The sequence below is a fragment of the Dyadobacter sp. CY261 genome (assembly GCF_021440085.1).
Classification (GTDB): domain Bacteria; phylum Bacteroidota; class Bacteroidia; order Cytophagales; family Spirosomataceae; genus Dyadobacter.
Map to the genome: position 1 here is coordinate 1 of NZ_JAKCPW010000030.1, position 25,073 is coordinate 25,073.

At 43.5% G+C, this 25,073-nt stretch carries 18 protein-coding genes and 5 pseudogenes; 15 read left to right on the top strand and 8 right to left on the bottom strand.

Features of this window, described 5'->3' with window-relative positions; all coding sequences use genetic code 11:
• The first annotated feature begins 1,956 nt into the window (after positions 1-1,956).
• Positions 1,957-2,211, top strand: coding sequence for a hypothetical protein (locus LZD49_RS34160; RefSeq protein ID WP_234672968.1), 255 nt, complete (start codon positions 1,957-1,959; stop codon positions 2,209-2,211).
• Between the two features lie 115 nt (positions 2,212-2,326).
• Entirely contained in the window at positions 2,327-2,875 is a 549-nt protein-coding gene (locus LZD49_RS34165; protein ID WP_234672971.1) for a hypothetical protein, read from the top strand.
• Positions 2,876-3,204: 329 nt separating this feature from the next.
• Here LZD49_RS34165 and LZD49_RS35680 read toward each other — a convergent pair.
• Positions 3,205-3,384 (bottom strand): annotated as a pseudogene (locus LZD49_RS35680) (BlaI/MecI/CopY family transcriptional regulator); the annotation flags it as partial.
• 58 nt (positions 3,385-3,442) lie between these two features.
• Between LZD49_RS35680 and LZD49_RS34175 the strand changes: the two are divergent.
• The 5 genes and pseudogenes from LZD49_RS34175 (at position 3,443) to LZD49_RS36250 (ending at position 6,065) form a co-directional block, all read left to right on the top strand.
• A complete protein-coding gene (locus tag LZD49_RS34175) occupies positions 3,443-3,937 on the top strand; it encodes a hypothetical protein (protein ID WP_409021380.1) in 495 nt (164 codons plus the stop codon).
• Positions 3,825-4,679: a cytochrome P460 family protein gene (locus LZD49_RS34180; protein ID WP_234673005.1), complete on the top strand. Its 855-nt coding sequence runs from the start codon at positions 3,825-3,827 to the stop codon at positions 4,677-4,679. The genes LZD49_RS34175 and LZD49_RS34180 overlap by 113 nt, the downstream gene beginning before the upstream one ends.
• Position 4,680: 1 nt before the next feature.
• Positions 4,681-5,163, top strand: coding sequence for a hypothetical protein (locus LZD49_RS34185; protein WP_234672975.1), 483 nt, complete (start codon positions 4,681-4,683; stop codon positions 5,161-5,163).
• 244 nt (positions 5,164-5,407) lie between these two features.
• A pseudogene (locus tag LZD49_RS34190) lies at positions 5,408-5,761 on the top strand (hypothetical protein); the annotation flags it as partial.
• A gap of 1 nt (position 5,762) precedes the next feature.
• Positions 5,763-6,065 (top strand): annotated as a pseudogene (locus LZD49_RS36250) (helix-turn-helix domain-containing protein).
• Between the two features lie 28 nt (positions 6,066-6,093).
• Here LZD49_RS36250 and LZD49_RS34195 read toward each other — a convergent pair.
• From LZD49_RS34195 to LZD49_RS34205, 3 genes are all read right to left on the bottom strand, one after another.
• Positions 6,094-6,384 (bottom strand): alpha/beta fold hydrolase, encoded by a 291-nt coding sequence (locus tag LZD49_RS34195; RefSeq protein WP_234672978.1) that lies wholly within the window; start codon positions 6,382-6,384, stop codon positions 6,094-6,096.
• A 487-nt stretch (positions 6,385-6,871) separates the two neighbouring features.
• On the bottom strand, positions 6,872-7,777 hold the full coding sequence (locus LZD49_RS34200) for an alpha/beta fold hydrolase (protein WP_234672979.1): 906 nt from the start codon (positions 7,775-7,777) through the stop codon (positions 6,872-6,874).
• Between the two features lie 66 nt (positions 7,778-7,843).
• Positions 7,844-8,491: a hypothetical protein gene (locus tag LZD49_RS34205; protein WP_234672981.1), complete on the bottom strand. Its 648-nt coding sequence runs from the start codon at positions 8,489-8,491 to the stop codon at positions 7,844-7,846.
• 191 nt (positions 8,492-8,682) lie between these two features.
• Here LZD49_RS34205 and LZD49_RS34210 point away from each other — a divergent pair, with 191 nt between their 5' ends.
• Positions 8,683-9,960, top strand: coding sequence for a hypothetical protein (locus tag LZD49_RS34210; RefSeq protein ID WP_234672983.1), 1,278 nt, complete (start codon positions 8,683-8,685; stop codon positions 9,958-9,960).
• Positions 9,961-10,414: 454 nt separating this feature from the next.
• On the opposite strand, the gene LZD49_RS34215 is transcribed toward LZD49_RS34210, so the two are convergent.
• Positions 10,415-12,226 (bottom strand): T9SS type A sorting domain-containing protein, encoded by a 1,812-nt coding sequence (locus tag LZD49_RS34215; protein ID WP_234672985.1) that lies wholly within the window; start codon positions 12,224-12,226, stop codon positions 10,415-10,417.
• A gap of 1,194 nt (positions 12,227-13,420) precedes the next feature.
• On the opposite strand from LZD49_RS34215, the gene LZD49_RS34220 reads away from it, so the two are divergent.
• The 4 genes and pseudogenes from LZD49_RS34220 (at position 13,421) to LZD49_RS34235 (ending at position 19,378) form a co-directional block, all read left to right on the top strand.
• Entirely contained in the window at positions 13,421-15,658 is a 2,238-nt protein-coding gene (locus LZD49_RS34220) for a lectin-like domain-containing protein (protein WP_234672987.1), read from the top strand.
• 647 nt (positions 15,659-16,305) lie between these two features.
• Positions 16,306-16,743 (top strand): annotated as a pseudogene (locus LZD49_RS34225) (transposase); the annotation flags it as partial.
• A 122-nt stretch (positions 16,744-16,865) separates the two neighbouring features.
• The gene (locus LZD49_RS34230; RefSeq protein WP_234672990.1) at positions 16,866-18,602 is read left to right on the top strand and encodes a sensor histidine kinase; all 1,737 of its coding nucleotides are present in this window, start codon (positions 16,866-16,868) and stop codon (positions 18,600-18,602) included.
• Positions 18,603-18,634: 32 nt separating this feature from the next.
• Positions 18,635-19,378, top strand: coding sequence for a response regulator (locus tag LZD49_RS34235; protein WP_234672992.1), 744 nt, complete (start codon positions 18,635-18,637; stop codon positions 19,376-19,378).
• A gap of 268 nt (positions 19,379-19,646) precedes the next feature.
• Here the strand turns inward: LZD49_RS34235 and LZD49_RS34240 are convergent, their stop codons facing one another.
• The gene (locus LZD49_RS34240; protein ID WP_234672993.1) at positions 19,647-19,901 is read right to left on the bottom strand and encodes a hypothetical protein; all 255 of its coding nucleotides are present in this window, start codon (positions 19,899-19,901) and stop codon (positions 19,647-19,649) included.
• 14 nt (positions 19,902-19,915) lie between these two features.
• Positions 19,916-20,977, bottom strand: coding sequence for an aldo/keto reductase (locus LZD49_RS34245; protein WP_234672994.1), 1,062 nt, complete (start codon positions 20,975-20,977; stop codon positions 19,916-19,918).
• A 618-nt stretch (positions 20,978-21,595) separates the two neighbouring features.
• On the opposite strand from LZD49_RS34245, the pseudogene LZD49_RS36255 reads away from it, so the two are divergent.
• Positions 21,596-22,008, top strand: a pseudogene (locus LZD49_RS36255) (aldo/keto reductase); the annotation flags it as partial.
• 366 nt (positions 22,009-22,374) lie between these two features.
• Here the strand turns inward: LZD49_RS36255 and LZD49_RS34255 are convergent.
• Positions 22,375-23,052, bottom strand: coding sequence for a hypothetical protein (locus LZD49_RS34255; RefSeq protein ID WP_234672995.1), 678 nt, complete (start codon positions 23,050-23,052; stop codon positions 22,375-22,377).
• 741 nt (positions 23,053-23,793) lie between these two features.
• On the opposite strand from LZD49_RS34255, the gene LZD49_RS34260 reads away from it, so the two are divergent.
• Together LZD49_RS34260 and LZD49_RS34265 are read left to right on the top strand one after the other, a co-directional pair.
• Complete coding sequence (locus tag LZD49_RS34260; protein WP_234672996.1) at positions 23,794-24,060, top strand: transposase; 267 nt, start codon at positions 23,794-23,796, stop codon at positions 24,058-24,060.
• A gap of 342 nt (positions 24,061-24,402) precedes the next feature.
• A complete protein-coding gene (locus LZD49_RS34265; protein WP_234672997.1) occupies positions 24,403-24,927 on the top strand; it encodes an integrase core domain-containing protein in 525 nt (174 codons plus the stop codon).
• Positions 24,928-25,073: the final 146 nt, after the last annotated feature.

The following is a 25,073-nucleotide window of genomic DNA, read 5'->3' on the forward strand; positions in this document are numbered from 1 at the left end:
AGACTGGGTACGACCATTATCGATCAAGTAGGACTACAATTAATTCGCGCTTACATTAAGCAATTGCAATAGTGTCGACCGATTTACATCAGACACCATGCTTTCCCATCTGGAACCGGTCTTTTGAGCAGACGGAATACAGAGAATTCTCAAATCTATTACCAATCCTGTTTTCAAAAGATCAGGTGAGAATTGTGATGAGTCAGACATGGTCATTTTATAGCGTCGACCTACATGTATAATACAATTTATTCTCAAATACCCCTTCAACATGAGACACTCACACCTTGTATATCATAGCCTGAATCAGTCGCATTAGCCGGACGTGGCTGTTACACAACCCATGATTACAATTACACTACTCTGCGACTAGTCACAAGAAATAAGTAGTCCATACCTTATCTTTTGAATTGTCGTTACACTGATGTTAGCAAATCAACTTAACATGATCGTGAGAAAACCAATTTTGATATTATCATTAATCTTGCAGTTGTGTTTTGATTCGATCGCACAGGTAGCATCCTTTAAAGTTGCATCTACGCCTGCTGATGTTGTTAAATTTCTGAGATTGGGCACTTACGACGATAACGGTTTCTATAAATTTTACGATTCCCTCAGAATTGATCGTGACACTACGGTATTTCATGTCACAGATTCCGAAATACCTGATTTATATTTTCTCTCAATTACCGGAGGTAAATCTTCGTTCAGTTTCTTTCCCGAAAAAGGCTCCGGTCATGCTAGACGGGAATGATCCTACCAAGTCAGATAACAAAAAGGTACAGATCCGCATAAAGTGGCAAAGACCGCTGCTAAGCTTGGCATCGAATGTCAATTTATCGAACACCTTTCCGATCCCAGTTCTTTATCAATGAAGCTAGGCGTTAAAGGTTTTCCGACCCTCTTAGTTGTCAACCCACAGAACGAAATCATACGAGAAAGCTCAGGGGATGGAATTCCCGACACTTTAAAAAATCTAAGATCATTGTTTAAATTATAACTACATGAGTACGGCGATGGTGAATTATATGTTACTCCTGAATGATAACATTAGTCATAATCTTTTCAGGAGATCTTGCTAAACTTGGAGGTGTTATTAAATAACAGTCATTGAATCCACATCTTTCCTTGATAGCGGAAATTTTGTAACTTCAGGAATGCAAGGAAGGAAAAATTACTCGGAAAAGTTGTTCATCAGCTTCCAACTTTCAGATCGCGTTCCTAAGGAAAATTTCTATCGGAGGCTTAGCGAAACGCTCGATTTAGAGTTTCTATACAGAGACAAATGACTTACGGGCCAGGTTTTTTCAAATCAAGGTGCTTGCTGGAAAAGCGAAGATTCTGCTCTACGCAGAATTCGAATTGATTGGACCTTCCTTGTTTGATTATTTGGCGGCTGGCACCAATGGCTTATTGTCTATAACAAGCAGTATGGCCGAGCATCACAGAGCATTAAATACGGTAATGCGTGGGGATTCATTCGTCGACGATGCCACCAAAAGGCAAATGTTGATGCAGAACCGGCAACAGCTCGTAGAATGGAAAGTAATATCATGACCCGATAGACAAGGGTTTGTGGAGCATGCAGGCTACCGGTCAATAATAAAATATTTGATATGCTATAAGCCATTCACTAAAGCCTTGATGTTCTTAGGTCCAAAATGGACGATGCTGTCATTCACAGAAGCAAGGCAAGGAAGTATCCGAGAGTATCACCCTTTCATTTCTGCTTTGATGCGTATTGATGGACCTAGCTGGCAGAATCGGCTTCATGATAAAGAGTAAGGACTATTCAGAATTTCAAGGGCTATTCAAAAGGTGGGAGGGATCAATCCTGTCCACCTTTTGAATTATCGGTCTATTTTTTTTTGTTATTCGTATACAAATAGTTTATAAATTACGGTTAATATAAACTAGTTTCTTGACAAGGTTTGTTTTATATGCTATAAGTAAACCATGAGTGTATCAAGCGAGACAAAATTAAACCTTCTTATACGAGACTGGCCTGCGGGAACGGTTGCTGTCACCTCATGGCTTAACAAACAGGGCTACTCCAAGCCCGACTGGTCAATTTATGATTTTGAGAAATTTCCTTCAATTCAATGGAAACTACGGAATTTGACTATTCTCAAAAAAAACAACCCTGGAAAACACCGGGAGCAATTTGAGATATTGGAAGAAAAGCTAAAAATAGAGAAAAGAGGGGTGTAAAGGCAATTGGCCGATTGCATCATCTGGTCAGGCGGTCGATGCAACGCATCGGCGACGTGTTGCACAGGTCGCCTGGCAAATCACCAGGGGAGGGTTAAGGTTGCTTTAACCTGTCATGCCTGAAATTCGTTCAAGATTAATTTCTTTAAATGAAAGGACGGGCGGCGTGGCTACTTTGCTTTCGCTTCTGGCACTTTTTGCCACTTTTTACCAACTGTATCTTCAGCGTACCCATAACGAAAAATCCCTGAAGCCGCTTCCACAAATTGTACTCGGGGATCACGGGCCGGACATTTTTTTACATATCCGGAACAACGGAGTTGGCCCTTTGATAGTCGAAAGCTTGACGTTTACCAAGAATGGCAAGGTTTATTCAGGGATCGAAGAATGCCTGGATCTCCCGCCGCGTTCTTACATGCACGTACGGGTTACGAGCACCGCGAAAATAGTTATTCTTCCAGGTGCGGTCTTGGAATTGTTTTTCAAGCATTTTGACGATCAGGAAGAAGGAACCCGAATGGATGAAGTACGTCAGCAACTGTCAGAACTGGCTATGAAAGTTGATGGTCGCGATATTTTCGACAAGAAAATTTTCGTGGAAAGGGATTTTGATTGGTTTAGCAGACATACAAATTTTGATTTCGTGTGCCCAAATATTGGATGACTCACTTTGCACGATTTGGTGTACTTGTAAAATAGCTTTGATCAGCACAATAACCATCGAAATGACTCCGGCACAGTAGCAAGCGAGTAGTAAATATCCGGTATAATTTGTGTTAGGAGTTGCTTCCTCAACTGTCACCATTCCGGTGGTAGTTACCACAGCTACCGAACTTTCAACGACTGTAACGGTTTGCTGCAATTCAACAGCCGGAATTAAAAAGCTGACGATCAATGAAAAAAGTAAATAGGCGCGGTTGAGCGTAAAAAAGGTATGCTTCCGGAATAGCAGCCAGTAGCAGCCATAGAATACCACCCAGCAGATGTTGACTTTCAGCGGATAGGGAAGAGATTCCATCTTTCAGGATGTTTATTATCTGCTTTATCTTTTTCGATAAACGCGGCTAAATCGTCGAGATCACTCTTTTTTAAATTATTGTCTTTCATGAAGAACGAGACGAGGTTGGTCACGGAATTGTCAAAGTAATTTTCTACAAGTTGCTGAACCTCATATTTTCGGTATTCCTACCCGCTGATCAGTGGGTAATATTTGTGTGTGTTTCCGTAAGTGGTGTGGGCGACGAAACAAAGTAATACCGACATGGGCTCGCCCGGATATGTGGGTGCCGCGCCTACTGATGGTCCTGCGCACCGTTATTTGATCACTGTTTTTGCATTGGGTCAAAAACTGGAACTGGATAAAAATGCAACGCCGGCTTATGTAGGGTTCAATATGCACTTTGCAACCCTGTCCAAAGCATCCCTGGTGGTTTACGGTAAAAAAATAGGATTAGTTGAACATAGCAGTACCCGGACAAATCTGTTTCCGGGTACTTTTTTATCTTGCAATTGTTTTGACGTTCCGGTTTGTATTCATTATGAAAAAGATCATCCTTCTCTCATTGGGAGCCGCGATTTTTCTATTTGCGGGCATGCAGTTTATTGGGCCAAAACTGGAAAATCCACCGGTTTCGCAAGATTTTACGGCGCCTGGCCCGGTCAAGGAAATTTTGGTGAGATCATGTTACGATTGCCACTCCAACCAGACCAATCTGCGCTGGTATGACAAGATTCAACCCGTTTACTGGCAAGTAGCCGAGCATGTTCGCCAGGGACGGAAGGGGCTGAACTTTTCGCATTGGGATAAGCTTGCACCCGCAGACCAAAAAGCGAAACTTTGGGAGGCTGTCAACCAGATTGAACAGGGCGCTATGCCCCTAAGAAGCTATGAATCTGTGCATACCGATGCGCGCGTCTCGAAACAGGACCTGGTTGTCCTTAAAAATTATTTGAGAGGAATGGTGCATGATATGCCTAACGATACGTCTAAAATTCACGCACTGAATAAACAACTTCACGCGGCTCCAGGTATATTGCCGTCTATACTGCCACGTTCACTCAATGGAATTACCTATATGTCCGAGTATAAGAACTGGCAGGTGGTCAGCATCTCGGACCGTTTTGATAACGGGACTATGCGGGTGATATATGGTAACGATGTTGCCGTTCGCGCAGTAAAAGCGAATGAGATTAGTCCATGGCCGGATGGCGCAGTCCTTGCAAAAGCTGCCTGGGACAAGCTGGAAGACAGCGAAGGCAATATTACTACGGGTGCTTTTAAACAGGTAGAATTTATGGTCAAAGATGTAGCCAAGTTTGACTCAACCGGAGGCTGGGGATTCGCCCGGTTCAAAACGCCCCAGCTTGTGCCGTATGGAAAAACAGCCATGTTTGCCACAGAATGCATGAGCTGCCACAAGCCTATGAAAGACAATGACTATGTATTTACATTCCCAATCAAAAATTAGCATGGAGCGGAGCACTTTCATTTTGATGCTGGCTCTCGGGCTGATTAGCATCACCGGTTGTAACAAGGCAACGGACCCGGATCAACTGATCAATAAACCTGCATCTATTCCTGATTCTTTGGGGTTATCCGATATGCAGGGGCAAGTGGTCAGCTCATTTATTAATAAAAAGACGCAGACCATGGGCGTGCTTTATGCTTCCGGACCCGCATTAAAATCTGCGGATATTATTGCAATGGATAAGAAGGGCAAAACCTTAACGCTTGTAACCTGGCGTCAGCAGGATGATCCCCATTGGTTTGGCGCGCGCATTCCCGCGGATTTGTTGTCGGTTGAACGGATAATGTTATCTGATAGCGAAAGCGCTGCCGAGCTCCAATACCAGAAACTGGCCGGTAGCAATCTTACCGGGGTGGCCGACACAACTGGCCGCAGCAAGCGCATCGGTTTTATTCTTTCGCTAAAACCTTCCGTCATTCCATAATATTTGAATGCACAAAGAATGAGGTTAACATTAAATATAATCAGAGGGGTATTTATGAAAGAATTTGCACCATCGGTTGATGATAGCGATGAGCTTCCAAAGTCGCAGCAAATAGCTATGATGCACTATCATTCTGATGTTACCAGGATCAAGAACAGAATAATCTAAGTCAAAACCTTTTCAGTTTCTTGCTGAAAGGGGAGAAAACCGTCCATTATGCTGGTAAACATGTGTCAAGCCGCACCAGTTTTCGCTGCTTTCAGCAGGAAACTGCCTGATGAGCGAAAAGGTTGCTTCGGAAGCAGGCCGGTATCGGAACACCCATTTGTTTTTTGACAATGCAGTTCTTGCCGATTTTTTTATTCGACATTCCCAGGTCATAGGATCCCCGGTAGCGCATGAAGATCCTTTTTTAGTGTTTGGAAAAGATCTGTTCTTGATCAATTTCACTGATTCACTTGGACACATCCTTGAAGCGGGACAGTCTTTATCCCAGGGGATCGAAAAAGTCAAGCTGGAAGAACTGCTGCTATCTGAGCGACAAGTGCCCAGGACACATCCAAAAGCTACGCACCATCGGTCAACAGGCGGCCGATGAGATGGTTATCCGTCAGGCAGTGACAGCCAACCTCGATAATCCGGTGTCCGTGGCAGAACTTGCATTCCTCTGTCATGTGAGTTTATCGACAATTAAAAGAAGATTTGCCAAAATATATAGTACATCGCCAAACAAATGGTTGCTGACCAAGCGGATGCAAAGGGCAGCCCATTAGCTTAAACAAAAGGATGTGAACGCCAGCGAGATTTATTATGAGCTTGGATATGAAAACTTATCCCGCTTTGTTCAAAGCTTTAAACAGATCTATGGGATCACCCCCAAGCAATTTCAGCTTTCCAAATAGTGTTTGCTGTGAGCAGCTCCGCGCTTTTTCAGCTTTTGATTTTGCCCGCTTTGGCTACGCCCCGTCGAATCGGCGCGATCGTCTGCACTGGTTCTTGCGTCAGGAAGTCGATAATAACTGACTCACAGATCTGCGGCTTCTCAATTAACAGACCGTGTGATGTTCCAGGAATAATCGCCAGCTCTCCCTTTGGAAGAGATTTGTAAAAATCTATGGCGTGCTCTAACGAAACTTCGTCGTCATCGCCGACCATTACGAGCGTTCGGCATTCAATATCTCTCAAATCGTCTTTTTGAAGTTTGGGCCCATACAAAAGCATTTCTGTAAGTTTTCGATGTACAACCGGATAATGCTCTTTTCCGTCGGGCGAAATATTTGACCCGTGAATTTCCTATCACGCGTTCAATAAATGTAGCTGTATCATTGGCCATCATTTCGTATGAATATTCGTAGCAAATATCTGGTGTACGGCCACCAACCGGCACAATGCGTGCTCATGCTCACACTTAAAACAATGGGCGGTGTTTATGATATCTTTCCTGATCCGGTTGTCTCTAGCCATGCCTTAACCCGTGGCGGGAATTCAGGTATTGGCTGTTATAATGCCCGGTTTCGGGATGATGGAGTTTTACCACATCCTAAAATTCGCCAGCCTTACGTTCCGAATGCTTAAATAGCTTATTTTCTTGAAAGATGCCGTCGAGATTGTTGGCACATGGCTTTACTTTCAGTGAAAAATGGGTTTTTAGAATTAGTTGCCAATTGATGGCAGGGACGAAGTCGGCATAGTGATAAACCGCTTCAAGTTATTGTTTCAGACTTTCTACCAAAATTCTAATATTGCTGATGACTGACTTAGGATCATCCAAGTGAAGGTAATGACCAGCATTGGTCAAATAGATGAGGACTCCACCTTTATTTGAAGAATAAATCAGCTGCTTCCATCGATCCATGTTGGAGTTGTTTTTGATATGGAAAAACATCTCATGATCATAATCTTTACTTCTCTGCGCCGCAGGAACCTCAAACTTGCCACCAACAAAGAAATAGATAGGGACCTCAGGCAGCGGTAGTGCTGAAATTTCCGCAAAATCGGTTTTTCTAAGTTCATTCAGCACATACCTTTCACTCCAGGGGTCAAAGTTCACCGAATCCACTTTGCTTTTTTGATCGTAAAGCCGGTTATATAGCATTTCGTCAATTTTCTTTTCTGGAATGCCCATCTTCCGGAATATATCATTCCAGTTATTTTTAGTCTCCGTGAAGTCAGCGGGATCAATAAATACCAAACCGGAGACCTCATCTGGATAATGACCGGCGAAACCTCTGGCATAGAGGCCACCAAGTGAATGTCCCACCAGAATGTATGGTGGAGGGATGTTGAGAGATTTTAAAATGGAATTCAAATTTTTAGCTACAAGCTGCGGGGTTGGTAGCTGGTAGGCCTTTTCGCTCTTGCCAATACCGGCACGGTCATAAGCGAAGACCGGTGCGAATTGGGCAACTTGATCGATTATTTTGTCCCAGTTTTTAAGGCTGACACCCATGCCACTTTCAAAAACCACCACCGGCTCCCGCGCACTTCTCTTTTCAATGCCCTTAGTAAAGACATTGTATTGTCGGCCGCCGACCTTCACAATCCGCTCCTGGCAGATTCCGGGTGTGTTGAAGAAAAGCAAAAGCAATAGCATTCGAACCTTGATTTTCTTCATTTGCGCTGCGGATCGATAGGTTCTTATAATTATCATAAAAATAGAAAGGTTATATCACGAACAAAATCACTTCGAAACTTTAAAGTGAGCGAAATCGCCATCTGAATTATTGCCGACCCAGTACCCGACTTTCGTTCCGGCTGGCGTTGGGTTAAGTGTTTCCACATTCAGGCATGGATTTTCCGAATCATTGACGAATACTTCTATCCTGCTCCGCTTCACTTCTATCTTAACATGAAACCAATCCGACGCCTGGATGTTGGATGGTTCGATAGCAGATTCAAATTGATCTTTACGATTTTTACGAAGCTCTTCAAAACCAAATTGTGGTTCATAAGCATACTGGACAGCGTGAATTTTACGAACTGGATCCTCGGATTGGAAATTAAACGGGCGGAAGTAAACGGTTTCATAATGGTCGTTGTCCTGCCCATGAAACGCTATGCCGATGAAGCTTTTTTGTAACACATCCCTTCCTTTTAAATCAAATTCAATCGTCCCTTCCGAGAATTCCATATTTTTCAGCCAGGCTATACCATGACCTTTCGATTCGCTGAATCTGATTATCGACTTTTCATTTTCCCTGACTTGTTCAATTGTCCGGTTGTAAGTAATGAAATCGTCGGCATTTTGCCAAGATGCCGATAAGTCCTGAGACTTTCCCGATAAACAGGCGATACAAAACAAAGTGGTAAAGAATTTGAAAATATTCATGTCTGGGTGATGGTTTGTGAAGCATTTCGCCGCGTAGGACAAGTAAGCTTAGGTTGGCAAATTGAGTAGATTGTCGCAGTATCCAGGCTTAAAGACTGGATAATTGATGTGGCCAAATTTAAGTTTATGATGCTGGATTTGCTTGTTCAAAGCCGCGCCAAGTTCGTTCAAGTTCATTCGTAGGGATAGTCATGGACAAAAATGGGAAGGAATCTGCGCTGGGAATGTGCCTTTCGCTCATCGAGGAGAAACTTCATTGGGGCGATAGTGCACATTGGACGAATTATGATTTTGAGAAATTGAGTGATGAGGTCAATCTGGCGACCGGCGTCCGGTTAAGCGTCACGACTTTGAAAAGGATATGGGGGAAGCTTAAATACGAAAGCGATCCGACATTAACTACCTTGAATACGCTTGCACAATACGCCGGATATACCGACTGGCGGTCCTTCAGTCATTGGGCTCAGAGCAGGCCCAGCGAAGTCCCATCGGCCGCTCCAGTGCACATGTTACCAGTAAATCCCATTCAATGGAAGTCCAGATTCTTCTGGTTATTATTGTTGGTCATAGCCAGCACTTATGCTTTAACCTCGATCAACACAAAGAGAAGGGTAGCCGGGCGAGCAAACGACAGTTCTTTCTCGTTCAGAGCGAATAAAGTAGTCACGGAGGGTGTCCCTAACTCGGTTGTATTCCACTATGATGCCCGTGCGGCGAAAACGGACTCAGTATTCATTGTTCAGACCTGGGATAGCAAACGAAAAAGGAAAGTGAGCAAAGAACAGCGAGTTCATTCTGCGATTTATTTCTATCCCGGATACTTTCGAACCAAGCTGATTGCGGATGGTCAGGTTGTGAGAACACACGATTTGCAAATTACTTCTGATGGCTGGTTATGTCTTGCAGAAAGTAAAGAAATGCCTTTATATTTTAAAAAAAAAGAGTGTGTTAAAAATGGCGCCGTCGAGGTCAATGAAACGGTTTTAAACAAGTATCAGTTGTCATTGCATCCACAAGCACCTCGCATACGGATTTTCAACCAGCGTGATTTTGGAGATTTGCGCAATGACAATTTCACATTTGAAACCTCTGTGAAAAATGATTTTAAAGCGGGTGCAAATGCATGTCAGTCCATGCAAGTGCTGATCCAGTGCAAAAATGATGTGATCATTTTACCCCTCACCGCCAGGCCTTGTGTAGGGAAGTTATCGTTGTCGGTTTGTGGCACGGTGGTCGACAGCGAAAACGCCGACTTGTCCGGCTTTGGTGCAGACTTAAGTCGTTGGACGAAGTTGCGGGTCGAGGCAGTCAATAGAAATGTAACTATATATGTCAACGACACGAAAGTATATAGTTTGTCTTTTAAACACGAGCCGGCCGAGATAGTTGGTTTGCAATACCGCTTTAATGGCACGGGTGCAGTGAGGGAGACACGATTTGTGGCTGCGGGAAAGGTGATCGAATTATAAGCTGAAAGACTACCGGGCACGGCAAACCGATTTTTGGAAACGTTCTTGTTGCGCTGGCGTTGAACTTTCATATGCAACATCCAGAGAACTAGGGACAAATATACCACGGGCTGAGCTCTCTCAGTTGGACCGGAGTGGGTGCTGCTATATAATATTCCTGGCGTCATGGGCAATAGCTGTGGCTTCGATACCCTTTCCGCGACCGCTAGGACGTTCACAGCAGAAAACCATATATTTTTTTCATCAGGTGAGAAAAAACGCCAGCTTCATGCCCGTGTTAACAGCATTATCTAACTTAACAGAAGTTTTGAAAGCACCATATGAAAAATGAGATCGGTGGAGGCGAAGTTTGACTGCTTTTAAAATTGGGACTAGACAAGGCCATTGGGCCTAAGCACTGGGCTTACGGAGAACCAGAAAAACACAGTGACAATATCATTTAGATTAATTGGCCCTACCTTCCAATGAGAAACTTTTGAGTTACAATAGAATCGTCCTCGCGAATAATCTTTAAAATATATGGGCCCGCAGGAAGATTTTTTACAGATATCCCTGAATTTAGGTTTGCGTCAAACTTGTCAACTAGTTTTCCCGAAGTGTCAAAAATCAGCGCTTGTTTGATTTTCTTGGCATCATCCTTTTCGATATACAATCTATTGGCTACCGGATTTGGATATACGTACGACAAACTATAATCATTTACAACAAAGTCACGTATTCGGCTATATGCAAATGATCCATCCTTATCGATCATTTTAAGCCGATAAAAGTTGACTCCGGTTTCAGGCTGGTCGTGTGTATAGGTGTAATTATGGTTTTGATCGCTGTCTCCCGATGCTAAAACGTCCCCAATACGTTTCCATGTTTTACCGGTTTGACTGTGCTGTACTTCAAATTTTTGACTATTATTTTCCTCGGACGTTGTCCATCTTAAAAGAGCCACGCGATTTGCTCGTGTTTCATCCTGATTTGCAACCACAAAGTCGACAAGCTTTACGGGGAGTACTGCATCAGTGCTAAATATTCCCCAATGCGAAAATTGAGAGATGTTTGTGACCGTTACCTCCGAAGTTTCGGAAGCGTCTTGTCCATTTGTTTTATTTTCCCAATCTGATCCATTCCATCGTTTCACAAACAAGCTGCCTTTATCCAGTTCCTCGGTTTCCGAGTCAGAATCAGGGTATGAGCTTGGGGGGTACCAGCGGAGAACCATGGTAAATGGGGTTTCCAGACTCTGGTAATCGACAGAAACGTCCCATTCTGCTTTGACGTATCCCGGCGATGGAATCCGATGACTAAAAGCAGGATTTAGTTTAATGCTGACTAACACGGGTCGATTAGTACCTGTATTAGCTGCACCTGTAATCCGAACAGGAAAAGGATATTTACCAAAAGAAAAGTAGAGTCCGGGCAAGTCAGCATCAATGTTACCTGCCGGAAAATACCTCTTGAGTTTTCCGGTTCCGTTTGTTGTAATATTAGGAGTGCTAGCATAAGACGTCGTCAAATCATAATTCCCTAATTCGAACGATCCTTTGACCCAGTGACTAGGGTCGCTTGGCGCAGCCGGATAAAAGGCCGAAAGATTTCCCGTCAGAATTACTCTGCCGGCGGTAAGTCTCTTGGTATTTAGCTTCGTCCCGTTGAGTGTCTGAGTGCCTTTTAGTGTCAAATCCGAAACTGTTAAATTACCGTCGTTTTGGTACAGTCCATTCACTTTTAATGTCCTGTCCACAGCGCTAACCAACGATTTGCCACTGTTGATTTTTAGGTCAACTATGTTAGCGTCCACATCAAGTATCACATCTCCGTCAATTGTGACATTGTTTGCATTTGCGCCTGGTACGCCAGTCGGTGTCCACGTGTTGGGATCGCTCCAGTTGCAAGAGGAGCAGGTTGCGACTTTCGTGTCAGGTGGATGGACTCGCATCGTTGCCGCATTACAAATCGTTCCCATATTTATGATCCAGCCGGTTTCCGGTGGGTTGGGCGAGGTTGGGTTTGTATTGTAGGCGAATAATGCATTGTCGTAGGTAAAAGTGATCATCATCCTTAACTCCCAGCGATTGGCAGAAGCATTGAACAGGAGTGTCTGGGGTCCACAGCCAGTACATGCATGACTTGCAGAAAACATATTCCTTCCGGTCGCGTCTACGCCGTTTTGGGTGTAACCGCCGCTAATAGAACTACAACCATCGACAACCATTACCTGTGCACCGGCGGAAATACTCAAAGAAAATAATAAAAATGTAAATATCTTTTTCATAAGCTTAAAACAGAATCTATTGAGAGTTGAGACGTTAAGAAGATGAGACTTTGCACATACAGATAGTTCGCGCTATTTATTTGCCCAAAAATCCAAAATCCCTGGCCCTAAAAAAAGAACGGATTGAGAAGCTACCTGTAATTTCTCTTGAAGTACCGGCCTTCTTCTTGTGAAATCAGGTTTTCTTTTTTCTAAATTAGGTAGGGTTGCATCGCTCCTTAGCCCACACCTTATAGTCATTTGGTTTGTTTTTAGAAATAAATGTTAATCCATTGGCAATTGCCGTGTGCGAAACTTTCCGCATTGCATTAAAGTATATACCTTCTAAGGGTTGATCTGCCATTAGGGGGATACACCATTTAAGTTTGATTTGCGAAATGCGCTGTTCGACCTGCCGGTTCCTTTTTAGCATGTTAAATTTACCGATCGCGTACGGGCAAGGCTATTCCAAGGCCGGGCCTGGTTCGGGGATTTTACTTTTCGCCAGACAACTGGGAAAAAGACTGTTATCTTACAAGCTCGTGTAGGTTTATGTTTATCTGAGCGAACAGAACAGCGACAAAACCATCTCAAAGAATCTCTCACTACGCATTATCGGCGCACAGCATCGCCGGGCGACTCAAGTCCCCGGAAGGTCTTGTGATCGCCGATCGCCTTCCGGATGTTGGGACCTATCCGGGATTCATCTCGAACGGCAAAGGACACGGCTCTGGGTAAGGTAGTGTCGTTTTTACTACAACCAGTCTGCAAAGATGTGCGCTGCTTTGCTAAGCCACCTCACAGAAGAAAGGTTGATGTTGGCAGCAGGCGGCAGTCCAATGTCATTGTTGACCTCCACTAACTGCGATATCCAAGATTCCTAACCACCTGGCGCTGTCTACCTTTCAAGCGAAGATATTTAAACATCTCGCCAACATTGTCATCAGGAGGAGAATGTATCGATACGTACGCATATAGGGGTATGGACTAAATCTTGTTTTACAAGAAAATTATTTCAGCACGTGAGAGAAAAACCTTCATCCGTGAAACCATGAATTATCCAAAGCGGAAAAGAGCAGATATTTATAACTGTCTTTCAGTAGGTAGACTTTTTCAAGTACCACTGCACTTTATAACACCTTCTTTATTACTCTCATGAAATGTCCTTCATTGTTCAAAAGCTGTAGCAGCACGATCATCTGCCTGTCCATCCTTATGATTTTGTCTGAATGCAAAAAGGCGAGTAACCTTGATCCGGATCCTGTGACAGCTGAGGCATACACATCTACACTTGTTATTCAGGCCCACAATGGACTTAATCAAGCATGTATTTTACTCATCGGGCTCAGTACCAAGATTGTTGACGAAAAAAAACAGGCAGATCTGACTGGCAGAATTATATATTTCAGTTTGAACTACAATGATAATATCGAATCAGCCCTAAATTCGGCGACATACGATCTTGATCATGGCAATCTAGATGGTGCTGAAAGTACAATCTCCTTTTTTGAGAAAAAATTGAGCAAGCTACAAGGTTACAAAGAGTCGGCAGACTTGCCTCAAAATAGTATCAGGAGTTTTTTAAATGGAGAAACGGTGCAACTTGCAAACCAGCCTAATCAAAAGCATAACAGCGTTGAAGACATATTCTTCTCAATATTTTCCACGCCGGCCTATGCGCAATCCCCAAGCGACGAAGTAAGAAAAATAACAATCGATATTATTCGTGCCGGAATAGGAATGGCGGTAGGATGTTTCGGAGGACCAAGTGCAGGCTGTTCCAAATCAATACAGAATATGGGAAAAGCGGTAGGCAATCTTTGGGACTTTATCGGCGAAAATATTGCAAAGGCACTCAATCCGCAAAATCCTTATTCGGCTGAAAATTTTCAAAATGACCTGGCCAATTCTTCGGGAAATACATCCTCAGGTGACAACACCCAAACCAATAATTCTGAAACTAAGACAGGAAGTGGGTGGGGTGATCCGCACATCAGCACTTTTGACGGTTTATTCTATGACTTTCAGGGCTTCGGGGAGTTTACATTAACTAAGTCAACAACTGGCAAATTTGAGATACAGGTGCGCCAGCAGGAAGTTGAGCCTTATTCGAACGGAATGGTTACTCTTACCACAGCGCTCGCGATAAATACCGGATCTGACATCATCTGTATTCTGCCCAAATCGATTGTCATAAACGGCATAGCTAGTAGTTATTCATTTTCGGAAAAGCCCCTCTCCAATGGCGTGATTGCTAAGGTTGACAACATACTCTCAATTAGACTTCCTGGCCAGGAGGCGCTACGTGTTAACCTCTTTGACGATAGTATTGACTACAAAATTGTGTTGAATGATTCGAGGAAAGGTAAACTGAAAGGATTATTAGGGAATTTTGATGGTGTTGCTTCCAATGATGCTGTAACCAATACCGGCAAGTCGATTAACCCTTTTGCGCATTCTGAGATGTACCCGGAATTTGCCGATTCATGGCGAATTCTCCAAAATGAATCTTTGTTTTTTTATGAAGCGGGCAAGAATACTTCCAGTTATACTGTCTTGAATTATCCAAGAGAAAAACCAGCAATAGCTTATGACAGGAGGCAGTGGGCAGCAGGGGTTTGTACTGCTAATGGCGTAAGTGGTGAACCTTATTTTTCTGCTTGCGTGATGGACGTTGCGCTATCGGGGGATATCAATGTTGCTAAACGGGCAGCGACGGCGGAAGAGTCAAAATCGGTTATCACTGGGTTTGAAATCAATAACTTCAACGATTTTGCCGCTTTGGATCTGGTAGCATATGGTGATGCCAAAATTAAAGACGGTAATCTGTATCTGACCGAGCCACTTGGATGGCAGGCTTCCGGAATTTATAAGAAATACAAAATGCCAATTAACAAAGGATTCGAGCTTCATTTCGAATTTACTATCAACCAACTTGGAGGAATCAATGATCACATTGGTAAAACGGGTGCCGATGGGATTGCACTTCTATTTCAAGATTATGGAAGTCGCAACATTCCCTTCAGGACGGGAGGGGGAATGGGCTATTTAGACCTACCCCGTAGTTTGGCAATAGAGTTTGACACTTTTGATAACACGCCTAGTCTATCAGAAGTAACAGATGGAGTGTGGCTGAATACAAAAGGAGTCCTGCCTAATTCTGTTAACGATGCTTCTACATTATTAAAGCCGATAACAAGAGTAATGCCCGATTACTCAGATGGAAAACGTCACATTGTAAAAGTGAACTATAAGGCCAAGGGGTTAGAAAAATACATACTTGAAGTATTTTTTGACGAAGACCCAAAACCCTATCTGACAGCAGATAATATTAATATAGAAGAAATTATTGGTGGTGATAATTCCGGAATTTACCTTGGGTTGACCAGCGCTACGGGCTTAGCTTATGAGAATCATATAATCCACAAATGGAGCTTTAAGGCAATTGATTAGGAACAGGTCTGATTTAACGATAGACAGACACGCTTGCCTTGGTGCAATAAATACCAAGCACACAGGCGAAACAAGAACCCGTTGTACGGTTGGAAATTTGAAGAGAAAAGATTGTGCATTTTTCTGAATTTTAGTAGGTTGATAAGGGTACGAAACCATATTAACAATGAACAATCGCGTGGCGACCGTCTGAAAACTAATGTCAAGAAATTTTTGGCTATTGCCAAATCGGTTTTCGAAAAGAAATCAACGCTCAAGGCAATTTTAAGTTTTATCCAAATAGGCTAAAGATGTCTGATATTCAAATAATTACACTTTCTTGTTTGGCTGAATCACTTTCCATAGATCGCGCGACGAACCGTTCAGAAAACTGGTTGTTTGGAAAGCTTCGCTATGGGTATTCCAGCCTGGTACACGGGACAACATATAACAGGCGGCGGCGTAAATTTTCTGAAAAAACCGCACAATTATCAAAGCTGGTCTGTTTGAAATTTTCCGGACACGATAGCAAGTATGTCATTGACTGCATCCCTGTCCCGATTTGTCAAAAACCTCGCATTGCCTGTCTTAAAATTTGCAGGGATGAGCTGGTTTTGCCTTCTACTGCCTGGCGTGCAAGTCATACGAGCTACTAGGGCTACAAAGTTCACTTTGTAATTTTCAAAACTGGCTTTCCTTGTGTAGCTGGCATGAACACCGCTGGCATGAACGACTCGCAGTGCATGCCGTTTTTGAAACAAGACAATTTACCAGAATGTGAATTACTTGCGGATCGTGGATACATTTCGGCAGGACAACAGCTTGCTTTGTTCCAACAAGCAGGTGTGAAAATGATAACCCCATTGAAAGCCAACATGAAAATCAAAAACTTCTGGAATCATCAGTGCCGAAAAATTCGTAAAACAATCGAAACTCTTTTCTCGCAACTCTGCGATCAGCAACTACTTAAGCGCAACTATGCCAAGACATCAGATGGATTATTTGCTCGAATCGTTGCCAAAATTGCTTCAGTGTCAATTTTGAAAACGATCAACTCTCTTGCAAGTAAACCGCTGGGAAGAATTAAACACCCATTACTCTGTTAATCGCACAATGGGTAATAGATTTATCAAAAGAGAAAAGGGTCCTGAAAGCAGCCGCTTGCCTTAAAAATTGGCATTAACGCATAAAAACTTATGCGTATATTCGAAAAAGGACCCGTATAATTATGCTTCGTTTCTTCTTAACGCTTTCCTTTTTATTGGCTTTTTGTGTTCGTATCTTGGCACAAGACCGTACGGAGATCGCTGCTGATCCAGAAAAGTTGCGGTATGCCCATCAAATGGAAAAAGAAGCCATGTTTAAGAAGGATTCGCTTCTTCTGGCAAAAAGTTGGTGCCTGCTAGGCAAGGAATATGAAGATATCGGAGACTTTGGGCGTGCCCAAAGTCACTTTTTGAAAGCCTTGGAAGTTCTGGAAAAAAGACCCCCTTCTTATGATCTGGTAAAGAATTTCGTATTCCTGAGCGAAACGGAGCAGCGACAAAACCATATGGAAGAATCCTTGGCTTATGCACTGGCTGCGCGCCGGGTCGCCCATCAGCTCAATTCGCCAGAGGGCCTTGCCATCGCTTACAGAATGCTGGGGCACGTGCGGGAATTTATTTGGGATGGCAAGGGCTATGGCCCCGATTATGACAGTGTGCTATTCTGCTACAGCCAGTCCGAGAAATTGAGCCGACAAATAGGCGACACGTTGAAAACGGCAGAAGCAAATGCATTCCTGGGCGCCTTATATCTCCGAAATAGTCCGATGAAGGCCTTACCCTATCTCGAAGAATCACTCCTTCTGTTTACGATCAAACACGATTATGAGTGGCAGGTCAGGGTTTTGACACATCTATCCAGCGTTTACCAGATGCTCAATAGGATGAAGCTCTCTTGGGCAAAACTCAAACAAGCGGAGAAACTTTACAAAGACAGAAAACTCAATGAACACGGAATGATTGCCATGATTGAAAGCCGGTTCGTTAAATATTATGAAAAAACCAAACAGGTCGATTTGGAACTGGCACACTACAAAAATCTGGTTGCGTTAGAAATGAAACGGTCTATCGCTGACCGGGAGGGTGCTATCTCGCGTCTCAGGATCGAATATGAAATAGAAAAAAAAGAGGCCATTATGAAAGCCCAGAACCACGAAATTGCATTGAGGGAAGAAAACCTTCGAAACCAGGAGCGTTTCACTTTGGCAATGACTTCCCTATTTGTTGTAGCCGCAATTGCATCGATCATTTTTTTTAGCCTCTACCGAAAAAACCAGCGTATCAGCTTGTACAACGAGGATCTGCTCAGAGAGCAAAACCACAGGGTAAAAAATAATCTCCAGATCGTTTCAAGCTTGCTGAACATGCAGTCCAAAAGGCTTCTAGACACGGAGGCAAGAAAAGCAATGCTGGAGGCTCGATTACGAATTGAATCTATGGCAACATTGCACCGCCGACTGTATGATGGGTCGCGTTTTGCCAAGGTCAATTTAGACGATTTTTTACGCGAAGTCATACAGGGGGTTTTGAAGTCGTTCGGCTATGGCCACATTCAACCCATTTTTCAAATAGAAGATATCTTTCTGCCAGCAGACAAAGCAGTTCCGATAGGGCTGATAGTAAACGAGTTGTCCACAAATGCATGTAAGTATGCTTTTGTATTTACAGCAACTCCTGAGCTGATTGTGACCTGTCACAACGTAAAAAATAATATTCGATTGACAGTCAGTGACAATGGTCCAGGAATAAGCGGTGCCGGGCAGGCGGACGACACTCGGTTCCAGGAAAAGAAGAAGTCATCTTTTGGAATGGCCCTCATCCGATCTCAGGTAATTCAGCTGGATGGGACATCGCACCTATCGCCTGCCCGCAGTGGAGCCCAGCCGGGTCTTACTTTTGTGATCGAATTCAAGGCCTGATAAAAATACTCACGTTAATAACAAGATTTGCAATGAACACTCATTTGAAAATTCTGATCGTGGAAGATGAAGCTATTATTGCCATGGACCTGAAAGAAACATTGGAAGCCGCGGGCTATATCGTCACCGATCTGGCCAGTAGCCAGGCGGCTGCGGTAAATTCTGCGGCACGTAATCCGCCAGACCTGGCACTGCTTGACATTCATCTTAAAAATTTCCGCAATGAAGGTATCTCTACGGCCAGAGAATTAGTTAAAAGTTATAACATTCCTATCATTTTCCTCACTGGCAATTCTGAGATCGGGACATTTGAAGCGGCAAAATCTACTTTTCCAGCGGCATATTTATTAAAACCATTCAGGGAGGATGAACTGATTTTTCAGATTGAAATGGCTATTCATAATTTTCACTCTAGATCTAGCGTCTACTCCGGCGCAAAAGAACCTCCATATTTATACTTGCCTGTCGACAAAGGATATGAAAAAGTTATTTTCGATGAAGTTCTTTATTTGAAAGCAGACGGCTCTTACGTGAAAATATACTTATTAGGAAAGGAGCATCCGTTTCACCTAAGTGCAAATCTTGCCCACGCGGCCCAATACTTTTCATTCCCTAATTTTTATCGGGTTTCCCGTTCACTACTGATTAATCTTAATCATATTGAAAGGTTGGAACAAAACCTTATTTTTCTTACAGGAGGCAAATTGTCCGTTTCCCTACCTACTTCAAGTAAAAAGGAGCTAATGAACCAAATTAAAATAGTCAAAACTAAATAACTTTTGTTCCACTCTAGCTATCAGCGGGCTTGAACTAAAAATTACCCTTTCTCACTCGTAGGGCACGTTTTAATTTGTAAATGTTGAAGTAAGAAATGGGTTAGAATTATATAAAGTTGATCATTTTATGTGGTAAGACGAGGTTGGCTTTCTTGTACAGCAACTGCTACCAATTAGTTTACGGCCAGACACTTTTCGATTGAGGCAGAGATTCAGCCAATTCACAAATTTGTCCTCACCTGCCCACTTGCTCAAATCTGTCCCGGTTTCACCTAATACCTCCAGGGCAACCGTTGAACTTATCCCATAAATCGCTATACATCGGTGCCGAGAATTCCTTTAGATATTCGCGAACATTGAAGGCGGGTTGATTTTTGTTTTTCCGCGACTCGGCCGTCGTCGCGTGGCTGGGATCAGGAATCTTTTCGATAATGCCCTGCTGTTTCTGCGCCATCATGATCTGAAGGACGCCTTCAATTTCATTGTCGCAAAGAGCAATTTGATCCTGGATAAATTTGTACATGGTGTAGGACTGTTTCAACAGGAAGAGATGCTCTGCACGCCAGTTTCCATGTAATGATTTACAGATCGTCTCCGAGTCTGCTTTGGTGCTTTTGTTTCATCCTGAATATTGAAACCGAATTTTGTCGCTATCACTACCTGCTCACGAATTGGTGCGAATGCCTCGCCCACAATTTCTTCATTGGTGTATGGGCCGTACACTTCCGCCGTATCGGGCCAGCCGTAGTTTCGGCCAGCCTGTACGCGGTTGATCTCGCCGCCGCCGTGTGGTCCATGCTCGCTCTGCCAGAGGTCGCCAGTTACCGGGTGAAGAGCTAAGCCCTGGGGATTGCGATGGCCGAGCGAAAAGATTTCAGGCCTTGCGCTGGATTGCATTGCAAATGGATTATCAGTGGCTGGCGCACCGTTTGTATTGACTCTCACAATCTTACCCAGCCCCGAACTCATTGATTGGGCCTGAGGCCTGGTAACAGTCGAGGATCTTTCACCGGTGCTGACTAGCAAGTGGCCAGTCTGGTCAAAGAGAATCCGGCCTCCGTAATGCGCACTACTATTGAATGCCGGAGTTGCTTGATATATGACAGTGGGACTTTCCATTCTTGCCTCATCACGGGATGACCTGCCTTTTGCAACGGCTGTGAGCGTTCCGCTCGACACCCATTGCGAAAACACCCAATAGACGAGTCTGTCGGATCCTTCGACCTGGGCACGCACAGTGTCCGGATTCACATAACAGCCGCAATCCATTACAGCCCATACCTGATCAATCTTTACACCGCCGCCAGTTGCTTTGTAGATTTTCACAACCTGCCCAACGGTGCTGGCGAAACATTCTGTGATCGCGACGCCGCAGCCTTCACCTTTTTTCCTGTTTTTCCACCCTGACACTTCCTCCATTTTATCAATCAACTTATGCAGGCGTTCGTCTTTGAGATACTCCCTTCGGAATGCGAGAAGACCCTTACCAGCCTCCACAGCCAGCTCGTCCAGAAGGCTTTCGTATGCAAAACCGTTGGTTGAAGCATAAACCGAACGCCACCACATTGTAGGAATGGGGGTTTCAAGTGGTACGTCCATGATCGCCAGGTTTTTGATCGAGTCCGTGTATGGTTTCAAAAAACCTTCGGAGGCGCTTCCGTTGGGCACATCCTTCTTGCCGCCTCGCCAGTGGCTGTTGTTTTGTCCGGCAAGTTAACCTTGAATGCATCGATCGCACCGTTATTGATTACGCCTTCGCACCGATAAGTGATGCCTGGTCCGTAAGGTCAGCGTCGGAAAACCCGCAAATAATCGAAACTCTTTTCTCACAACTCGGCGATCAACAATTGCTCAAACGAAATTACGCCAAGACTTTGGAAGGCCTATTTGCCCGAACTTTAGCCTAGATAGATTCCGTTCAATCCTGAAAGCGATCAATTCACTGGCGAACAGACCGCTCGGACGAATTAAACATACACTCCTTTCTTAACCGCACAACGGGTATAATACTGTGCGTTGGATGAGCCGGTAACTATAATTTGCTTCCCGATTTAACCGGTTGTGGAGGAATAGGCATGGATTTCGTAGTTCTAGGCAACGATCTCAGGATTGGTAGCACTAGCTTTGTATAAACAATTACAAGCCCGGCAACGGTGATTTATGTGCGAAAATGAATGGGTTTGTAGTTCTATTTCTTTTATTTTTTAATTGTAGCAAATGGAAAAGAGAGTATTAGGAAAATCAGGACTTGAAGTATCAGCACTTGGTTTTGGCTGTATGGGCTTAAATTTCGCCTATGGAAAAGGCCTTAACAGACAACGACGCTACTCGGCAATGCGGTCGAAAAAGGTGATACCTTTTTCGATACAGCAGAGGCTTATGGGCCGTTTACCAATGAAGAAATTGTTGGAGAGGCGTTGAAGCCTTACCGTCAAGACGTGGTTATCGCCACAAAATTTGGCTTTACAGAGGGAGACTATACTGTTGGCTTTGACAGTAGCCCCAAAAGGATAAGATCCGTAGCTGAGGCATCTTTAAAAAGATTAAAAACTGATTATATCGACTTGTTTTATCAGCATAGAAATGACCCAAATGTTCCTATCGAAGATGTGGCAGGAACCGTTGCAGAACCAAACAGGGAATAACACAATACCATTTTGAACCTTCGGAAGAATTGAAGAGCAGTTTGTTCCGCTGTTGCTAGCTCGAAGTGTGAAATCCCCCCCGACTGATTGTTCAATCTATACGTGAATGGCCCAGTACCAACGCCGACACCGCTTCCGTTAGCAGTATTGGTTCCATGATCGGTACTTACGAGGTAATCGTTTGGACATGCCGAGGCGCCACCCACTGTATATTGATATGTTTCTCCAGGATCGACCCAACTAAATATGCCTGAGAGAGTGATTTGAGCATTTGCCCTCTGGGAGATGAGTGAAAATGCAATGATTGCACAGACAAATGAATGCAGTTTTTCATAAAATAATCGTTAAGCGTTAGAATTGATAATTTAAGTTTATTGAATACAGAGGAATTAATTTATAGTCCTTATACCATTTGGAGTTTTCTGTTCGAATGGTTTCAACTAAGATGTCACTGCCACCATTCGGGTTGTTTCGATATCGATCTGAATCGATTTTTCCCTTTCTCCATTTAGTTCCAATATTTGTTTCAATCGAGAAAGAAATATCCTTTGTTATAAAAAACTTCGGACCAATAAAAATGTTTCCCAAAATATTAAGTTGCTTGCTGTCAAGTCGTTCATATTGGGATGATCCAGCGGTGTCTGCTAGAACGGCATCCCTCCTTCTAGCTTTCGAGTACCCTATCTCTGCACCATAGAATAAAAGCATGCGGGAAGAAACTTTTTTTCTCCATTCGTTGCCAATAAAAAAGCCAAATTCGACTCGCTTGTTTTCGAAGTTTGAGTTGCCGATGGGACTTGGAGAAAACTGTGAATTAAATATTGGTCGAAGTCTGACTGATTTATTGCCGTAATTTTTTCGCAATATTACATTAAAATTGTTTTTCTCCTTGTCAATAAGAGGGAGTAAATCAACGCCAATTTCCCATGATTTGATAGATACTTCTTTTGAACTCTCGTCTTGTGAGAAGGCGCTGTGGTAAACGAAGGTGGAGAGAATAAACGCAGAAATTAATAGCTTTTTAAACATTTGGAAAAATAAGAGACGATGAGTAGTAAAATTAGTCTAGTTGTTAAATTACAATCCGTGGGTTGACTTTTATTTGCATTATATTCAGCGTGCTTAGTAAACCACAATAGGTTTCTAAGCTTGCACAGAACACGCAAAATATAGTACGGTGAATTTTAGATACAATTATTCCACGCGCAAATGAAGATTCATTTGGAGCTGTATAGAATAGAAACATTTCTGAATCTAGGTGAATATTTGTGGGTGCAGTACTCGTAGAGATTGGGTGCCTTTGTTGTTTCAAAAGTAATGAAATAAATTAAACAAAAAATGTAATTAATTTTTTTGATATAAAATTTAAGTTGGATCGGTCTTGGAGAGAATACCGAAACGGTAAGCTTAGTTATAAACGTGTGAAAAACACCAAGATAATGATAGATTCTTCAATTGACAGGTTTGCCGTCTGTCTTTAATGAGTATCTCGTAGAAGTCACTATATGTCTCGAATTTGGGGCATCATTCGAACCGATTGCAGTGCTGAGGGTGCTAAACCACTTCCCACAGGGGTATATTCCTACGGTGGGCAAAGTGATTTTCCCTTCGCCAGCGCTGGAGGAGCTAGTGTTAGAAACAATAGGTTTTCACTTGGGTACCGACGAGGGGTAGCCTTACCTAAAATGTAAGCTTCCCCGCATTTGTAAGCTTACCCGAAATTAGGGCAGTGTAGGATTAGACTCGAAAAGAGCTAATTTTAACTGTCACATGAAAAAGAAAAACTACTCAGAGACCCAGATCGTGGCGATCCTCAAACAGTATGAGGGTGGCCGAGAAGCTATGGATGTTTGCCGCGAATACGGCATATCGAAAGCGACTCTGTTCAATTGGCGGAAAAAGTACAGTGGTATGGAGGCTGCGCAGTTGAAAGAACTGAAGGCTTTACAGGATGAGAATCGACGATTAAAGCAGATGTATGCTGAACTGAGCCTGGATTACAAACTAGCGAAGGACATCAACGAAAAAAAGCTGTAGAGCCTTGTCGGCAAAAGGAACTTCGGGGCCGCCCGGCGGTGGAGTGGGCTGTTGAAGAAAAAGTTTCCGTTGGCAGGGCTTGCCGGGTAATTGGGTTACATCGATCTAAGTGGTACTACCGTAGCAGAAAAGATGATCAGCCAGTGATTGAAAAATTACGAGCATATGCGGAAGTCTACCCGACAAGAGGCTTTGACGACTACTATGGGAAACTTCGCAATGAGGGCTTAGTATGGAACCGCAAAAGGGTTCTAAGGGTTCACCGACTGCTAAATTTGAAGCATTGCCGTCGTCACAAACGCCGTTTACCAGCTCGAATCAAACAGCCCTTACAAGCACCCAGTGAGCCAAATAAGAGTTGGAGCGTCCCGCCGCAGCGGCATGGATTTTGTCTCTGATGCGCTGGTGAATAAACGTAAGATCCGAGTGCTGACCGCAGCGGCGGCCGCAATTCTAGATGATTGTAGCCGAGAAGTACTCGCAGTACATGCAGATTTTTCACTTCCTGCTCAGAAAGTAATCGATATTTTGGAACTGATAGCATTAGTCAGGCCATACCCTGAACAAATTCGGGTTGACAATGGCCCTGAGTTCCTAGCAGATAAATTCAGGCGCTGGTGTGAAGATAAAGGCATCGCGATCCACTATATTCAGCCGGGAAAACCGATGCAAAATGGGTATGTGGAAAGATTGAACCGCACCTATCGCGAGGATGTCTTAGATGCCTATTTATTTGAATCACTTGAACAGGTTCGCATTTTGTCTGACGAATGGATGGAAGATTACAATCGATTTCATCCGCATCAAGCATTGGCTGGCTTAGCACCGGCAACGTTTGCCAAGAAACTAGAAATGGATAAAGTCTAAACGTCCACTGTCCTATTTAGGGCAAGGCTTCACGTTGTTATTGTGGAAACTTTCGAAATGCAGAAAGGTTACAGTATAACGTTCAAGAGTTTTGTGATACGCTACCACAATATGGACTAATGCTATTTCTGCGGTATCTAGCCGAG

What these genes read in the sequence shown, in the direction of transcription:
- LZD49_RS34160 (WP_234672968.1), top strand. Translation starts at nt 1,957, where the DNA reads ATGAGTGTATCAAGCGAGACAAAATTAAACCTTCTTATACGAGACTGG.
- LZD49_RS34165 (WP_234672971.1), top strand. Translation starts at nt 2,327, where the DNA reads ATGCCTGAAATTCGTTCAAGATTAATTTCTTTAAATGAAAGGACGGGC.
- LZD49_RS34185 (WP_234672975.1), top strand. Translation starts at nt 4,681, where the DNA reads ATGGAGCGGAGCACTTTCATTTTGATGCTGGCTCTCGGGCTGATTAGC.
- LZD49_RS34195 (WP_234672978.1), bottom strand. Translation starts at nt 6,384, where the DNA reads ATGCTTTTGTATGGGCCCAAACTTCAAAAAGACGATTTGAGAGATATT.
- LZD49_RS34200 (WP_234672979.1), bottom strand. Translation starts at nt 7,777, where the DNA reads ATGAAGAAAATCAAGGTTCGAATGCTATTGCTTTTGCTTTTCTTCAAC.
- LZD49_RS34205 (WP_234672981.1), bottom strand. Translation starts at nt 8,491, where the DNA reads ATGAATATTTTCAAATTCTTTACCACTTTGTTTTGTATCGCCTGTTTA.
- LZD49_RS34210 (WP_234672983.1), top strand. Translation starts at nt 8,683, where the DNA reads ATGGACAAAAATGGGAAGGAATCTGCGCTGGGAATGTGCCTTTCGCTC.
- LZD49_RS34215 (WP_234672985.1), bottom strand. Translation starts at nt 12,226, where the DNA reads ATGAAAAAGATATTTACATTTTTATTATTTTCTTTGAGTATTTCCGCC.
- LZD49_RS34220 (WP_234672987.1), top strand. Translation starts at nt 13,421, where the DNA reads ATGATTTTGTCTGAATGCAAAAAGGCGAGTAACCTTGATCCGGATCCT.
- LZD49_RS34230 (WP_234672990.1), top strand. Translation starts at nt 16,866, where the DNA reads ATGCTTCGTTTCTTCTTAACGCTTTCCTTTTTATTGGCTTTTTGTGTT.
- LZD49_RS34235 (WP_234672992.1), top strand. Translation starts at nt 18,635, where the DNA reads ATGAACACTCATTTGAAAATTCTGATCGTGGAAGATGAAGCTATTATT.
- LZD49_RS34240 (WP_234672993.1), bottom strand. Translation starts at nt 19,901, where the DNA reads ATGTACAAATTTATCCAGGATCAAATTGCTCTTTGCGACAATGAAATT.
- LZD49_RS34245 (WP_234672994.1), bottom strand. Translation starts at nt 20,977, where the DNA reads ATGGACGTACCACTTGAAACCCCCATTCCTACAATGTGGTGGCGTTCG.
- LZD49_RS34255 (WP_234672995.1), bottom strand. Translation starts at nt 23,052, where the DNA reads ATGTTTAAAAAGCTATTAATTTCTGCGTTTATTCTCTCCACCTTCGTT.
- LZD49_RS34260 (WP_234672996.1), top strand. Translation starts at nt 23,794, where the DNA reads ATGAAAAAGAAAAACTACTCAGAGACCCAGATCGTGGCGATCCTCAAA.